Source organism: Helicobacter winghamensis ATCC BAA-430 (genome assembly GCF_028751035.1).
Classification (GTDB): domain Bacteria; phylum Campylobacterota; class Campylobacteria; order Campylobacterales; family Helicobacteraceae; genus Helicobacter_D; species Helicobacter_D winghamensis.
Map to the genome: position 1 here is coordinate 979988 of NZ_CP063533.1, position 14165 is coordinate 994152.

Genomic DNA, 14165 nt, shown 5'->3' on the forward strand with positions numbered 1-14165 from the left:
TTTTACTTCTTAAATTGAAATTTTTTTGCTTTTAAAAGCGTTTTTAACGCCTCTTTATGCTTTCCTTGCAAAATCAACCAAAATCCTTTGCTATCTTGTTCCAAACTTCCCCCGCAAGAGAGTTTTTTCTTGGCTTCTTTTAGGATTTCTTGCATTGTTTGCTTTGCCTCAAAAAAGATTCCACAGCGTGTAATATCCTTACCCCCTGCCCTTTCTTCATTAAGCCCTAAAAAATAACTCTCACGCTCTTTAATCTCTCCACTTTTACCACAAACACAAGCGCTCTCTAGTTCTCCACACTTCTTGCATACACAATCAAAATCATCACTAAACTTTGCACCTATACTAAAATCTAATCGCGCCATTGAAACTCACTTAATACATTTTTTATTTCACTATGCACCTTAAAGCCACTCACCATTTCCAATTCTTGCGTTTGCGTTCTAAAAAGGATTCTAAGCTCGCGCTTCCCACTATGCAAAATTGCATATTCTCTAAGTCTTTCTAAACTTTGGCTCTGCATATTTGCATCTAGCAACACAAGCAAAGGCTCACTAATATCAGCTTTTTCAACCACAAAATCTACCACTTCCTTTTTGGCTTCATCTAAGGTTAGAATCTTTTCTGCCTTTAACTTTTTGGTTTCATTTTGTTCTTGCACTTGGCACTTAATTGCCACTGGAAGTTCTTTATCTAGCATTTCAACCTTTGCTAACATTTGCTCAAAGATTGTTAGCTCCACACTTCCATACAAATCTTGAATCTTTAGCATTCCATACCGCTTACCTGTTTTAGAAAACTTCACAATAATATCTTCAATCTGTCCTAAAATCAAAATTCTACTATTTTCTGCTACATCTTTAACTTGATTGCTTGGTGTATAATCAATCTCTTTAAAGCTCTCTTTATATGCATCTAATGGATGCCCTGAAGCATAAAAACCTAAGCTTTCTTTTTCAAATTCTAAAATTTCTTTTTGACTATATTCTCCCAAATCTTGCAAATCTAACTGCACACGCATTAGCTCTTCATCGTTACCAAAAAGAGAACCAGCAGCTTCTTTTTGTGCAGTTTGTGAAAGCTTTGCCGCTTCTGTTAAACTCTCAACTTGTTCAAGTAGGGATTTTCTTGTGTAACCCATACCATCTAATGCACCACTTTTAATAAAGGCTTCTAGGGATTTTTTATTCACTTTTGAAGGATCAATACGCTTTAAAAAATCCTCCAAATCTTTAAAATTCCCATTTTGCTTGCGTTCTTCTAAGATAATATTAATCGCAATCTCCCCTGCTCCCTTTATTGCTCCAAGTCCAAATAATATGCTAGCTTCTCCATCCACTTCTGCAACACTAAATTCTAATTCTGATTTTTGAATGCTAGGAGGAAGCACTTTAATGCCCATTTGATTTGCTTCTTCAGTGTATTCTACAACTTTATCAGTATCATTTTTTTCTGAAGTTAGAAGGGCTGCCATAAATTCTTTAGGATAATAAGTTTTTAAATACGCTGTCTCAAAAGTAATCATAGCATAAGCAGCAGAATGGGATTTGTTAAACCCATAACCTGCAAACTTTACAATAAGCTCCCAAAGTTCTTCTGCTTTTGCCCTATCAAAACCTTGCGCAACTGCACCATCTGCAAATTTGCTTTTATTATCTGCCATAATTTGCGCATCTTTTTTACCCATTGCACGGCGGATTAAATCTGCTCCCCCCAAAGAAAACCCTCCAATTCTTTGCACGATTTGCATAACCTGCTCTTGATAAACAATCGTTCCATAAGTTGGGCGTAAAATAGGCTCTAACTCGTCAAACATATACACAATGGGTTCTTTTCCGTGTTTTCTGTTAATAAAATCATCCACCATTCCAGATTCTAATGGACCAGGACGCCCTAGTGCAATGGTTGCAATAATGTCTTCAAAAGTGCTTGGACGCATTCTTTTATTAATCCCTTGAAACATACTGGATTCTATCTGAAAAACACCTAGCGTATTTCCGCTCTGCAAGGTTTCATAGACTTTTTTATCATTTACATCAATATTTAAAAAATCAATGCGTTTCCCACTTCGCTTTTCAATTAACTTTAAAGCATCATCTACAACAGTGAGTGTTTTTAATCCCAAAAAGTCAAACTTAATTAAATCCACATCTTCAAGATATTTCATAGAATATTGTGTAGCAATGATCCCATCGCGTTGTGAGCGATAAAGAGGAGCTTTATGCCATAATTCTTGTGTAGAATCAATTACAACAGCAGCAGCGTGCGTCCCCGGATTTCGCTTTGTTCCCTCTAAAATTAGCGCAAACTCCCACACTTTTTTTGCCAAAGGATCTCTTGAAATCAACTCCGCAATTTTTGGCTCTTTATTAAAAGCATCTTCAAGCGTAATTTCAAGCTCTTTTGGAATCAATTTCGCAAAAGAATCCGCGTCATTATAAGGCATTCCCATAACGCGTGCTACATCTCTAATGACTGCCTTTGCTTTCATCATACCAAAGGTGATCACTTGTGCAACATTATGTCTTCCATACTTTTCTGTAACATAGTCTAAAATCTCTCCGCGCCGACTTTGGCAAAAATCCATATCAATATCAGGCATACTTACGCGTTCAGGATTCAAAAATCGCTCAAAAAGTAAATCATACTTTAAAGGATCAATGTTTGTTATCTCCAAACAAAATGCAACCAAACTTCCAGCAGCACTCCCTCGCCCCGGACCTACTGGAATTCCCCTTTCTTTTGCTGCACGCACAAAATCCCAAACAATTAGCATATACCCCGGAAACTTCATAGAATTAATAATTTCTATTTCCCTCTCCAAACGCTCTGCATATTCTGTGTGCTTTTCTTGTGGCACATTTAAAAGGCGTTTTTTAAGCCCTTCTCTACATTTATAAGCAAAATACTCACTATCTTGTGTGAAATCAAGCCCTTCAGCCTTAGCATATTCTTGTGTAAATTTAAAACTAGGTGGCGTTGGATCTCCTAGATGTAATTCTAAATTACATTTATTAGCAATCTCTTGCGTATGCTCTAATGCTTCTGGTAAATCCGCATAAAGCTCTGCCATTTGCTCTGGAGTTTTGATATAAAATTCTTGCACAGTGTGGCGCATACGATTAGGATCATCAAAATCCTTACCAAAACCGATACAAAACGCTACTTCTTGCGCTGTGGAATCGCTTTGATTTGCATAATGTGTATCGTTTGTTGCAATGATTTTAATTCCAGTTTCTTGTGAGAGTTTTAAGAGTTGATTATCAATTAACTGCTGCTCTTCAATGCCGTGGCGCATAAGCTCCAAATAAAAATCTTCCCCGAAGATTTCTTTATATTCTAAAGCAACTTCTTTTGCCCTCTCATAACCCTTGCGTCCTTTATTATCATCTTTTTTTGTATTTAAATGCCACTGCACCTCACCATTTAAACACGCGCTACTACAAATTAATCCCGCACTATGTTCCCTTAGCATTTTTTTGCTAATGCGTGGCTTCATATGAAATCCATACAAACACGCTTGCGAGCTTAGATACATTAGGTTTTTATAACCTTCTAAATTCTTTGCATATAAGCATAAGTGAAATCTTTGATTACTCTTATCACTAATTTCTTCTGCATTATGCAAATAAGCTTCCATTCCCAAAATAGGCTTAATTCCTTCAGCTTTCATTGCCTTATAAAACTCAATAGCACCAAACATATTTCCATGATCAGTAACTGCTACACTATCCATTCCGTATTCTTTAATTTTCTTAGCAAGCACTTTAACTTTATTTAATCCATCTAATAAAGAATATTCAGTATGTAAATGTAAATGTGTAAATTTAGGTGTTTGACTCATCATACAACCTTTTAAAAATTTTGTGAAATTCTAACCCAGCCTTGCTAATAGACATATAAGAAAACGCAAAAATTATCTTGGGAATTTCATTAAGAAAGCTTAAAAGTTAGAATCCTAAATGGATTCTAACTTTTAGGGGCGCAATGTTTTTAGTTCTTGTGTAATTTTCTCTAACTTTTGCTGCTGTTCGGCAAGTGTATTTTGGTTTGTCTCAAGCACTGCTTTTGGAGCATTTGCTACAAATTTTTCATTTTTTAACATTCCTTCAAGTTTTTCAATTTCTTTTTGTGTTTTTTGCGCTTGTTTTTCCAAGCGCATAATAATAGGTGATAAATCAATATCTGCAATAGGTAAATACGATTCTACTTTTTCAGCAATATCCACAATACAATTTGGAATCTTTTCTTGCACAATCTCTAGGGATTCCACCTTTGCAAGTTTGCAAACATAGCTAGTAAATAACGCGTGCATAGATTGTGGAATCTCCACATTCACATAGCCTTTAGCAATCTTTTGATTGGCTAAATCAATTGTCGCTTTTGCGCGGCGTAAAGACACAATAGAATCAATAATTTTTCCAAAAGTTGTAAAATTCTCCGCATTTGTGTAACTAAAACTAGGAAATTGGCGCACCATAATAGAGCCACTTTGTTCTAACTTAGTTCCATCAAGTTTATGCCACAAATAATCACTAATAAAAGGCATATAAGGATGAAGCAATAGTAAGGCTTCTTTAAAAATCGCCCCAAGCTCAAGTATAGAATCCTTATCTGCCTTACTTAGTTCAATCCCCCAATCGCAAAACTCATTCCACAAAAAGCGATACAGCGTGTTTGCGCCATCATTAAAACGATACGATTCTAAATGCTCACGCACTTCTTTAATATTTTGACTTAAAAGCTCGGCAAAATATTGTCCAAGAGGAGTTTTTGGAGCGCCAAGCTCACTTAAACTTGGAAAACTCTCTGCATTTAAAAGCAAGAAATTTGCTGCATTATAAAGTTTATTAGTAAAATTTTTAGAGACTTCCATTTGTTTAGATGAGAGTTTGACATCACGCCCCTGCGCACAAAGAATTGCCAAAGTAAAGCGCAACACATCTGCGCTATATTCCTCAATCTTCTCAAGAGGATCAATCACATTCCCCTTAGATTTACTCATTTTATTACCAAATTCGTCGCGCACAAGTGCGTGCAAATAAATATCAGGGTAAGGAAGCTCATTTAACAAATGCTCTCCCATCATTAACATTCTAGCCACCCAAAAAAATAAAATATCAAACCCAGTAATTAAAAGCGAGTTTGGATAAAATTCTTGCATATCACTAGGATTCCACAATTCTTCCTTACCAAACTCACCATTTGCATATCCAAGCGTTGAAAAGGGCCATAAAGCCGAGCTAAACCAAGTATCTAACACATCAGGATCTTGCATAATTTTATCACTTTGACAATGCTTGCACGCTTTGGGAATATCCACGCTTGCAAACTGCCCTCCACAACTCTCACAATAAAACACAGGAATTTGATGTCCCCACCAAAGTTGTCTTGAAATACACCAATCACGCAATTCACGCATCCAAGCATTGTAGTTATTTTTCCATTGCTGCGGATAAAAATTACTAATATTTGCATTGATTTTTTCTATCGCGCCTTGTGCTACTTCTTTTTTTAAAAACCATTGCTTAGAAATATAAGGTTCTACAACATTTCCACAGCGATAACAATGCCCCACTTGATTCTTATAATCTTCAATTTTTTCTACAAATCCAAGCGATTCTAGTTTTTCTATAATACTTTTTCTTGCCTCCAATCGTTCCAATCCAGCAAATTCCCCTGCATTTTCATTCAAGATTCCATATTTATCAAAAACCACAATTTGCTCTAAATTATGGCGTTTTCCTACTTCATAATCATTCACATCGTGTGCGGGCGTTACCTTAACCGCCCCTGTTCCAAACTCCATATCCACATAAGAATCCGCAATAACGGGAATCTTTCGTCCAAGCAGTGGCAACACAACGCTTTTTCCAATTAAATGCTTAAAACGCTCATCTTGCGGATTTACCATTACCGCACTATCACCAAAATAAGTCTCCGGACGCGTTGTAGCTACCACAACATAATCCTTGCTATCTTCTAAAAAGTAGCGGAGATAATACAACTTGCCATTGTTTTCTTTATACTCCACTTCAATATCTGATAATGCACCATCGTGTGTGCACCAATTCACTAAATATTCCCCTTGAACAATTAACCCCCCATCATAAAGCTTCACAAAAGCTTCTTTAACTGCATTTTGCAAGCCTTCATCCATAGTAAAACGCGTTCTACTCCAAGCAGGTGAGCTTCCAAGTTTGCGCATTTGATTTAAAATCATTCCCCCACTTTTTTCTTTCCACTCCCACACTTTTTTAATAAATTCTTCACGCCCCAAACTCTCTTTTTTAACACCCTGTGCTAAAAGCTGCTTCTCTACAACATTTTGTGTAGCAATCCCAGCGTGATCTAAACCCGGTTGCCACAGCGTTTTATAGCCATCCATTCTTTTAAATCGCGTGATAATATCAATAAGCGTATGATTTAGTGCGTGTCCAATATGCAAACTCCCTGTAACATTTGGTGGCGGAAGCATAATACAAAAGTTTTTGCCACTTTTTTGGATTGCCCTATTCCCATCAATCTCAAAATATCCTGACTTCTCCCAAAACTCATAATATTGCGTTTCTACTTCTTTAGGATCATAAGAAGTCGCCTTTTGTATAGATTCTGTTTTTTGCATAAAAGCCCTTTATAATAATTAGCAATTTTGATACATTTTAAAAACTGGAATGGTTTTTGCTAACTCGCTAAATGTATTTAATTTCAGAATTCTACCAAATTAGGCTTAAAACCAAAACTTTATGGTAGAATTAACCATATTAACAAATAAGGAGTGTGTTATGAAAAGTGAAAAATTTCAGGTAAAATCCCCAATTCTAGGATTTGACAATGCAAATGAAGTAAGTTTTGCAGAAGTAGATGATGGTGCATTAGCGTTTCTATCAATGGAGAATGGGGCAGAATTACTGCTTATTAACCCTTACAAAGTGCGTGAATATTCCTTTGAAGTTCCAACAGCAATCCAAACTCTATTAGAGATGAAATCTAACTCTAATGTAAAAGTTTTTTGTGTGTTTGTGCGCGAAAAAGAAGCAGAAGTGCGTATCAATTTCCTAGCACCTATTATTCTAAACTTTGACAACAACACACTTGCGCAAGTTGTGTTAAATGCAAAAGATTATCCAAATTTTGGCGTAGCAGAGTCTATTAAGAATTACATTAAAGCATAGTTTAATTGCCCTTATCAAATCTCAACCCCCAACAAAAAGAAGCTTGCCAAGCTCCAAGCGGGCATAATCTAGTTATAGCTTCAGCTGGTACTGGCAAGACTTCCACAATAGTTGGAAGAATCTCTTTTTTACTTCAAAATGGAATCTTACCTAATGAGATTTTACTCTTAACTTTTACCAATAAAGCCGCTTCGGAAATGCTCTCACGCCTTAGCACAAAGTTTGATGCAAAAATCGTCAAAACCATTGAAGCAGGCACTTTTCATGCTGTTGCTTATCGGTTTTTAAAGGCTAAGGATTCCATAGTTTTAAAACAACCACGAGAGCTCAAAGTGCTTTTTAAAAGCCTTTATGATAAACGAATTTTTTTGAATGCTTCAGAGACCACTCCTTATAGTGCAAACTATTTATATGATTTATTTTCACTTTATTTTAATGCGACGATTACCGAGAATTTCACAGACTGGCTAGAACGCAAAAATCCCCAACAACTAGAATATGTAGAGATTTATTTAGATGTTTGGGAAGAATTTAAGACTTTAAAGCAAGAATACCGCTATGTAGATTACAATGATTTACTGCTAAATTACAAAACAAGCTTATTGCAAAATACACAATCCCCTTTATTTAAAGAAGTTTTAGTTGATGAATATCAAGATACCAATCCCTTGCAAGATTCCATTTTACAGGCTTTAAACCCGCCTTCACTCTTTTGCGTTGGCGATTATGATCAGAGTATTTATGCTTTTAATGGAGCAGATATTAGTATCATAGGAAGCTTTAAAGAGCGCTACACAAATGGTAAAATCTTTAGTCTAACTAAAAATTACCGCTCCACAGAGCCAATTTTAAACCTTGCAAACCGCGTGATTGAAAAAAATCCACGCATTTACCCCAAAAAACTTGAAGTGGTTAAAGATAAAAACTTCGGCAATCCAGCACTTCTAGTTTATGATGAACTCTTTTTGCAATACGCTGGAATTGCAAACAAAATCAAACTCTCAAACCGCCCTTATAGTGAAATTGCTGTGATTTTTAGAAACAACTCAAGTGCCGATGGTATTGAAGCTAGCCTAAGAGAGCTTGGAATTCCATCTAAGCGTAAAGGTGGCGTAAGCTTTTTTGATTCTAAAGAAGTTGTGTATATGTTAAACCTTTGCACCTTGCTTTTTAATCCAAAGGATATGATGGCATTTATCCACACTCTAAGCCACGCAAAAGGAATCGGAAATGCCGTTGCTAAAGATATTTATGAAGCTTTGATTCTTTTAGGAAATGGGGATTTAAGGCAGGGGATTTTACACCCTGATAAAACAATCAAAGAACCCTATAAAAAAGGAATCCAAAACACACAATTAGGACTCTTTGATGATTTTTTAGAGTTTAACAACACAGCACGATTCCACACATTGCCTTTAGAAAACGACTTTAAAAGCAATGCTATTTTAAGCCATCCAAAGATCACCAAAGATGGAGCAGAGTTTTTAAACGCCTTATATTGTTTTTTTAAATTTTTCAATGCCTATGATAAACCTTATAATCTTATTGCAAAAACTCAAGCGCTCCCCATTTTTCAAATTGTTGCCCAAAAGCTTGCAAAAGAAAGAGCAATTACAAAAGAAGGCGTAATTCTAGAAGAAAAACGCCTAGAAGCCCTAGAAAAAATCAATCGCAAAATATCACTCTTAAGAGACTTAGCCACACATTATGAAGACATCGGACGCTTTTTAAATGCAATGATTCTAGGTTCTAGCGAGATGAGCGAAGGAGAAGGTGTGCATCTCCTTAGCATTCACGCCAGCAAAGGACTAGAGTTTGGCGAAGTGTATATTGTAGATTTAATGGAAGGTAGATTCCCTAATAAAAAGCTAATGCAGCAAGGTGGGAGCCTAGAGGAAGAGCGCAGACTCTTTTATGTGGCAGTAACCCGTGCTAAAGAAAATCTCTATCTAAGTTATGCCAAGAAAGATATTCTAAAAAACATTCACTATGAAGGCTCTATTTTTCTTTATGAAGCTGGACTCTTAAACAAGCGTTTAACTTAAATTTCAAATCATATTTCTTGTAATCCTAGCTAAAAACACTTATTATCCCCCCTACTCCATCTCCTTATGCCCTAAATCTGTAATATACTCTGCTAGTTGTTTGATTTCTTCTTTAGTGTATTGGTATTCATCCATTACTGCAAACATAATAAAGTTATTTCCCGGTGTTCCTCCTTTATCACTTGCATAATCAATAAGTCTTTGATACACATAATCTTTTAGCATTGCACCAATAAGTTGTGTTTCTCTACCTCCAGGTGGAGCTTTTAATCCATTTGCTCCATGACAGATAGAACAATTTTGTTTATATTCTTTACTAGGATTAAAATTGTCTTTTGCTTGTGCAAGATTTAAACTTCCTAATAAACATAATCCTAAAAAAGAAGTTAGTGTTGTTTTAAAGACTTCATAGGAAGTCTTTTTGTTTTGTTTGTTGATTTGTTTAACTTGTTTTATTTGTTGTTTGCTTTGTTTATTTTGTTGTAAAGCCTGCTGTATTTGATAGCTTAGACTTTTGTTTTGTTTTATTTGTTTCTCTTGTTGTAAAGTTAGTATTATTCTTTGCATTTTCTCTCCTTACCACCAATATCCAATTCTAGCAAAGGCAGTATGTCCTTGAATATCTTTTGCAAAGTTTCCTTGATAGTTTAGACTTAACTCTACATTATCTCCTAGAAGTTTAACAAGACCAAATTGCACATAATAAGAAGTATCTGGAAGTTTAATATCTCTTGTAGCAAACAAAGGATTTGCTAATGTCTCTCCTGCAATTTTCATTTGACTTTTTGCATCATCATAGAGTCTAAACTTAGCTCCTAGTGCTGCATTAAAGCGTGTAGTTTGATTATAAGCGTGATGGAATCTTAATCCTGCAACCCCTTCTAAGAGATTAATTGTTGTTTTATCATAATATTCTGTAAGCTTTGTATGTTTAATCTCATAAGAATCTACTGCCATTCCTGTATAGATTAAACCTAACTCTGGTGTCCAATAACTATTAGTTAAGACATTATAAATATTAACTCCAGCTCTTAGTTCTGCTCCATAATTTAATGAATCAAAGTCAAAATCATCTTTATAAGAATCACTATCTATCATAGAGACATCACTCTTTGTAGTTCCTAGCATTGTATTAAGACTAACATAGAGTTCTTTATTAGAAAATCTATGGAAGGCATTGTAATAAGTTAATCCTGCTAAATAACTTGTGCTATCTGTATCTGTGCTTGTTGTGTTGTTTTCTCTCTTAGAGTTTTCTAAATTAATATAAAAGCCATAAACTCCATAATTAGAATTTAATTGTCCTCCAGCTAGCAATCCATAACTATTTGTTTTTGTGGTGCCTAATCCTAAAGATTTATAACACCGCTTTAGAAATCAAAGTCATTTTGTGCTTAAAATCAAAGTGCCATTTTTCTCACTTTGATTTCTAACGCAATTTTTTCCTTTTTTTATCCTTTCATTTTAAAATCTATTTGCCCTTTTATTTCTTTTTATGATAAATTCCTTTTAAAGCAAAAGGACACACAATGGATATGGAAGAGATTATAGAGAAGCTAAAGGATATTCTAGCAAGCGAAGGACAAAAGAGTGTTAAAACCATTGATGTAGCCAAAGCATTAAATATACACCCTGATACTTTTAATAGTATGAAGTTTAGAAACTCAATTCCCTACAAACAGATTCTAAACTTCTTAGAAAAAAGAAACATTAGCATTAACTACTTTTTCTTTGGAAGTTCTCCTAAAGAATCCTTGCAAAGCGAGGATAAATACCGCATACTAAAGCTTTATAAAACTAATGCAAGTCTTGGTGGAGGCGGGATTAATGAGTTTGTAGAATGCCAAGAAATCATAATAGATAATGCACTGCTTCATTTCTTTCAAAGCCAAAATTGTGAATTAATTACAAGCTTTGGAGAATCTATGGAACCTATAATCAAAGATGGCTCTATTTGTGTGCTAGATAAGATAAAACCCTTTAAAGACAAAGGAATCTATGGAGTTAATACAAGAGAGGGGCTTTTTGTTAAACAAGTTTTTAAACAAGAAAATGGAGTGATTTTACATTCTTTAAATCCTATCTATCAAGATTTATTTTTTGAAAATGGAGAGTATTTAATAATTGGCAGGGTTATTGCAGAGATTAGAAAGATATGACAGCACGCACTAAGCTTAGGAAAGTTATCTTTGTCCCATTAAAAGACAAGGAAAAAGAATGCAAAACCTAATAAAGAAAGAAACACTAAGAGAGGATTTAGAAGGAATCCTTTTAACAAGATACGAAGAGATTGACGACACTCTTTTCACTTACAATCAAAATTTAAATGTCCGATTACAAACGCTAGAAGAGATGAAAGCTTTAATCACTGCCTTGCAAGAAGTCAATAAGGATATTAAGAATGCAAAAGTTAGCGATGGTTTTAAAAAAATTGAAATTGAAGTAGAAAATTGCTTTTGTAAAAGTGTGGTTTTAGTCTATGTAGAATCTAGCGATTATTATAGAGAATCTTTTAAGTAAGCAGGCACCATTAAAGTGCCTAAAAGTTTCTAATAATAAGCTCATTTCTCTTCACATTCTGTGTTTGCATATTAAACTTATAATGTGTCTCTAATACTTCTATTGTAAAGTCCTTATAAAGCTCTCTTACTAACTCACAATCATTATAGCTTAAGATGAATTTACCTTTGATATTTTTAAGGAGTTTGCATAAATCCTTATGGTCTTCTCTATCAAAGGTCTTCTTATTTTTGTAATAACTCTCTGTGCCAACATAGGGTGGATCTACATAAAACAAAGTAGAATCACTATCATAATGCTTGATAAACTCTCTAAAGTCTAAACTCTCAATACTCACAGGCTTTAATCTTTTAGAATACACCTGAAAACTCTTATAAATATTCTTTGGGCTTCTTGCTTTCTTGCACATTGCATAATGATTTCTAGCCCCTCCAAAGCTATGCACAATGGAATAATAATAAAGTGCAGCTTTTTCTATTGCATTGCGCGGCTTTTTATAAATGGAGTCTAAGAAAAATTCTCTCCCATTTAGCATTCTATTTAATTCTATTTGGAGGCTTTGCGGGCGTGTTTGAATGATTTTGTGCAAATTGATTAAATCCTCATTGGCATCATTGATTACCTCATTGTATTTTGAAAAAGGACGCTCTTTGGCATAAAGCACTGCTAAGCTTCCTCCAAAGACTTCACAATAACAAGTATGATGGGGCATTTTCCCTATAATCTCTTTTGCCAATTTAGATTTCCCACCTATCCAAGCAAATGGTGGTTTTAATGTGCTAGTTTTCATCTTAAAGTTTGCATTTTCCATTGCAACTCCTTTTAAAATGAAATTAATAAGCTTTAAATACAATTTTAAAGCTATAATGTTTTTGCTAGTTTTCTAGGGTTAGTGGCTTTTTGCTTCTAACCTTCAAAATTAACGCTTATCCTATATCCACTAGAATTTAACTCGTGCCTTACATCTTTAATACTAAAAGTTGCCTTTTCAGAAATGCCTTTAATGATTAAATTTGCTCCTGCTCTTATATTAGCTCCCTTAGTGCTAAATGAGCCTTCATATACGCCAATATTTAATTGATTTAATTTTGCCATTCCTTGCGCTAATGCTTCACTCTCGCTTTTAGCGGGTGCAATTTTTAGTTCATACACTAGGTGTTCTTTGCCACAAAGCACACTTTTAATTGTGCCACTTTGTATATCTTGATAGCTCACTCTAACGCCCGTGTAGTTATTGCGATTTTTGATATTAATCTGTAAATCAAACAAATCACCCAAAGTTAGTGTGTGAGTGAGATTTGACTCCCCTTTGGTTGCTGCTCCTTTTTCCCCATCTAATGCCGCACTTTTTTGCTCTATAATAATCAGTGTTTGCTCTTTAATGCAAGCTAAATAACCATATTTAGCGCACAAAGAATAGATAAACTCCATATCGCTAATATTATTTTGAAGTTCATATTTTATGAAAGTTTTAGCGCAAACTTCTACCTTGTGCCTTAGATTGTTTTCTTGTGCTATCTTTTTTGCAATTTCTGCTAGATTAGTATTTTCAAAAGCTCTATCTTTTTTCACCTTTACATTGCTTGCAAAATTTATCGCAGTTGCCCGAATTTCTGTTATATTGCTTGTATAATTTTTGCTAAAAGAATTAAGCGCGAAAGTTCCACATTTATTAAGTCTCTCTTCATACCCTAACCATAATTCTAAACTATCCCCAAAGGGCGCTCTTGCATACAATCCATTAAGCGTTAGGCTAATCTCATCGCTTTCATCTTTTGCCTTATCTTCAAAGCTAAGACTAATAAGGTTCTTTTGTATTCTTTGTGTAATATCCTTGCCTTTGGCTAGAAGTTTAAAGGAAGGCTTATTTACCATAATGCTACCTCTTTATTTTCTTTAATTTCTATTTTTGGAAAAATTACTTTATCTCCATTTTTTAAAAGTGGAGTGAGTTTAGGATTGACTTCAAGCACCGCATTAAAATACTCTAAATTTCCATAATGGTTATACACGACTTTATCCAATCTCTCTCCCTCTTTTGCAATATAGACTTTATTCATCAAAATCCCTTTCTAAACTTAGACTAAAGCTTTGCTCTAAAAATCCGCTTCCTTCTATAAAAGTGCTTTGTTTCTCTTCTATGCTCTTAATGGCAAATCTCCCGTGATAAATCCCATTTGCAGAACAAAGAGAAAAAGACTTACCACTTCTTCCCATCTCTTTTAATTTGCCCAAATAGTTGCTCCCATCTTTTAGTGGAATTGTTTTGCCACTTATATTTAAAGTTTGACTTTCTTTTTTGGCATTAAACAAACAAGGGTGATTATTGATACGCTCATTACTCCCTATGCCATAATCTAAACTAATACTAAGCTCATCTGTGTGTAATGCGCTAAATTTAAAATCCCCTAAAGAAAAAATCATA

At 34.7% G+C, this 14165-nt stretch carries 13 protein-coding genes; 4 read left to right on the forward strand and 9 right to left on the reverse strand.

Translation table 11 applies throughout. The features are described from left to right. Nucleotides 1–2: 2 nt before the first annotated feature. The 3 genes from IP358_RS05035 to IP358_RS05045 all read right to left on the reverse strand — a co-directional run bounded on the left by IP358_RS05035 (nt 3) and on the right by IP358_RS05045 (nt 6625). Entirely contained in the window at nt 3–365 is a 363-nt protein-coding gene (locus IP358_RS05035; protein WP_006802496.1) for a hypothetical protein, read from the reverse strand. After that, the gene (gene dnaE / locus IP358_RS05040) at nt 353–3847 is read right to left on the reverse strand and encodes a DNA polymerase III subunit alpha (RefSeq protein WP_006802497.1); all 3495 of its coding nucleotides are present in this window, start codon (nt 3845–3847) and stop codon (nt 353–355) included. Before dnaE ends, IP358_RS05035 begins: the two co-directional genes overlap by 13 nt. A 129-nt stretch (nt 3848–3976) precedes the next feature. After that, on the reverse strand, nt 3977–6625 hold the full coding sequence (locus IP358_RS05045) for a valine--tRNA ligase (protein ID WP_006802498.1): 2649 nt from the start codon (nt 6623–6625) through the stop codon (nt 3977–3979). 160 nt (nt 6626–6785) lie between these two features. Between IP358_RS05045 and fliW the strand changes: the two genes are divergently transcribed. Together fliW and IP358_RS05055 are read left to right on the forward strand one after the other, a co-directional pair. After that, the gene (gene fliW, locus IP358_RS05050) at nt 6786–7175 is read left to right on the forward strand and encodes a flagellar assembly protein FliW (RefSeq protein WP_006802500.1); all 390 of its coding nucleotides are present in this window, start codon (nt 6786–6788) and stop codon (nt 7173–7175) included. Between the two features lie 5 nt (nt 7176–7180). Beyond that, nucleotides 7181–9220 (forward strand): ATP-dependent helicase, encoded by a 2040-nt coding sequence (locus IP358_RS05055; RefSeq protein WP_006802501.1) that lies wholly within the window; start codon nt 7181–7183, stop codon nt 9218–9220. A 51-nt stretch (nt 9221–9271) separates the two neighbouring features. Here the strand turns inward: IP358_RS05055 and IP358_RS05060 are convergent, their stop codons facing one another. Beyond that, entirely contained in the window at nt 9272–9787 is a 516-nt protein-coding gene (locus IP358_RS05060) for a c-type cytochrome (RefSeq protein WP_040498942.1), read from the reverse strand. Nucleotides 9788–9796: 9 nt separating this feature from the next. After that, complete coding sequence (locus IP358_RS05065; RefSeq protein WP_006803329.1) at nt 9797–10537, reverse strand: autotransporter outer membrane beta-barrel domain-containing protein; 741 nt, start codon at nt 10535–10537, stop codon at nt 9797–9799. A 212-nt stretch (nt 10538–10749) separates the two neighbouring features. Between IP358_RS05065 and IP358_RS05070 the strand changes: the two genes are divergently transcribed. After that, nucleotides 10750–11379: a S24 family peptidase gene (locus IP358_RS05070; RefSeq protein WP_006802502.1), complete on the forward strand. Its 630-nt coding sequence runs from the start codon at nt 10750–10752 to the stop codon at nt 11377–11379. A 58-nt stretch (nt 11380–11437) separates the two neighbouring features. After that, nucleotides 11438–11740: a hypothetical protein gene (locus IP358_RS05075; protein WP_006802503.1), complete on the forward strand. Its 303-nt coding sequence runs from the start codon at nt 11438–11440 to the stop codon at nt 11738–11740. Between the two features lie 19 nt (nt 11741–11759). Here the strand turns inward: IP358_RS05075 and IP358_RS05080 are convergent, their stop codons facing one another. The 4 genes from IP358_RS05080 to IP358_RS05095 all read right to left on the reverse strand — a co-directional run bounded on the left by IP358_RS05080 (nt 11760) and on the right by IP358_RS05095 (nt 14164). After that, nucleotides 11760–12551, reverse strand: coding sequence for a DNA adenine methylase (locus IP358_RS05080; RefSeq protein ID WP_006802504.1), 792 nt, complete (start codon nt 12549–12551; stop codon nt 11760–11762). 95 nt (nt 12552–12646) lie between these two features. After that, entirely contained in the window at nt 12647–13615 is a 969-nt protein-coding gene (locus IP358_RS05085; protein WP_006802505.1) for a phage late control D family protein, read from the reverse strand. Beyond that, entirely contained in the window at nt 13609–13800 is a 192-nt protein-coding gene (locus IP358_RS05090) for a tail protein X (protein ID WP_006802507.1), read from the reverse strand. Before IP358_RS05090 ends, IP358_RS05085 begins: the two co-directional genes overlap by 7 nt. Then, nucleotides 13793–14164 carry a phage tail protein gene (locus IP358_RS05095; RefSeq protein ID WP_006802508.1) on the reverse strand — a complete coding sequence of 124 codons (372 nt, stop codon included), beginning with the start codon at nt 14162–14164 and terminating at the stop codon, nt 13793–13795. Before IP358_RS05095 ends, IP358_RS05090 begins: the two co-directional genes overlap by 8 nt. Nucleotide 14165 lies beyond the last annotated feature (1 nt).

What these genes read in the sequence shown, in the direction of transcription:
- IP358_RS05035 (WP_006802496.1), bottom strand. Translation starts at nt 365, where the DNA reads ATGGCGCGATTAGATTTTAGTATAGGTGCAAAGTTTAGTGATGATTTT.
- dnaE (WP_006802497.1), bottom strand. Translation starts at nt 3,847, where the DNA reads ATGATGAGTCAAACACCTAAATTTACACATTTACATTTACATACTGAA.
- IP358_RS05045 (WP_006802498.1), bottom strand. Translation starts at nt 6,625, where the DNA reads ATGCAAAAAACAGAATCTATACAAAAGGCGACTTCTTATGATCCTAAA.
- fliW (WP_006802500.1), top strand. Translation starts at nt 6,786, where the DNA reads ATGAAAAGTGAAAAATTTCAGGTAAAATCCCCAATTCTAGGATTTGAC.
- IP358_RS05060 (WP_040498942.1), bottom strand. Translation starts at nt 9,787, where the DNA reads ATGCAAAGAATAATACTAACTTTACAACAAGAGAAACAAATAAAACAA.
- IP358_RS05070 (WP_006802502.1), top strand. Translation starts at nt 10,750, where the DNA reads ATGGATATGGAAGAGATTATAGAGAAGCTAAAGGATATTCTAGCAAGC.
- IP358_RS05075 (WP_006802503.1), top strand. Translation starts at nt 11,438, where the DNA reads ATGCAAAACCTAATAAAGAAAGAAACACTAAGAGAGGATTTAGAAGGA.
- IP358_RS05080 (WP_006802504.1), bottom strand. Translation starts at nt 12,551, where the DNA reads ATGGAAAATGCAAACTTTAAGATGAAAACTAGCACATTAAAACCACCA.
- IP358_RS05085 (WP_006802505.1), bottom strand. Translation starts at nt 13,615, where the DNA reads ATGGTAAATAAGCCTTCCTTTAAACTTCTAGCCAAAGGCAAGGATATT.
- IP358_RS05090 (WP_006802507.1), bottom strand. Translation starts at nt 13,800, where the DNA reads ATGAATAAAGTCTATATTGCAAAAGAGGGAGAGAGATTGGATAAAGTC.
- IP358_RS05095 (WP_006802508.1), bottom strand. Translation starts at nt 14,164, where the DNA reads ATGATTTTTTCTTTAGGGGATTTTAAATTTAGCGCATTACACACAGAT.